At 63.8% G+C, this 789-nt stretch carries 1 pseudogene; it reads right to left on the reverse strand.

Annotation, left to right across the window (positions count from 1 at the left end):
* Positions 1–788 (reverse strand): annotated as a pseudogene (locus EOA85_RS36455) (RNA methyltransferase); the annotation flags it as partial.
* Position 789 lies beyond the last annotated feature (1 nt).

Genomic DNA, 789 nt, shown 5'->3' on the forward strand with positions numbered 1-789 from the left:
AAGAGATCGGCGACCTTTTTGGCGCGCACCAAATGCCGGCCGACGATGTCCGCCATCGCCTGCTCGGCCGCCTCGGTGGCCTGCAGGAAAGCACCCGGCGGCACCGCGACAGCCACGCCACCGAACATGACGACAGGCTTTTTGGGCTCGATGATGACCTCGCCGTCGATCGAAAGCCTTGCCAGTCCCTGAGCGATGACGAAGTTGGAGGCGACGCGGCGCTGGTTCTCGCCGAGCTTGCCGGAATCGTGAACCGCGACATCGAGGCCGGAACCGGTCACCGTGACCGTCATGCGAAACGATTTCGTCGTTGCGCAAACCAATTCGGCGAGTGCTTTCAGACGGTCGAGCTTTGCGACGATCTCCGGCAGCGAGATCGGGCATTCCTCGATAGAAATGATTTCGGTCGACAGCGCGCGAACAAAGCCGAGCCGCATGCCGGCCTCGCTCCGTCGGGCGGTGAACACGACGCGCCGACGCGTCTGCGGTGCGCACGGGACCAGCGCGTCAATGTCGCAGGTGATGCCCTTGCTGTTCAGCGCATGCGCAACCTTGTCGCGCTTCCACCGATGATAAGCTTCGGCCTCAAGATGCTGGATGGCGCAGCCGCCGCATTCGGTGAAATGCCGGCAGGCGGGATCAATGCGAAGCGGCGATGCGTCCAGCACGGACATAAGCGTGGCGCGATCCTTCTCGCGCGCGGCGGTGACGGTTTCACCGGGCAACGTGAACGGAATGAAAAGCTCGCCGGTTTCCGTCTCGGCGACGCCGTCGCCCTGGGATCCCAGT

It is taken from the genome of Mesorhizobium sp. M5C.F.Ca.IN.020.29.1.1 (assembly GCF_003997375.1).
Lineage (GTDB): Bacteria > Pseudomonadota > Alphaproteobacteria > Rhizobiales > Rhizobiaceae > Mesorhizobium > Mesorhizobium wenxiniae.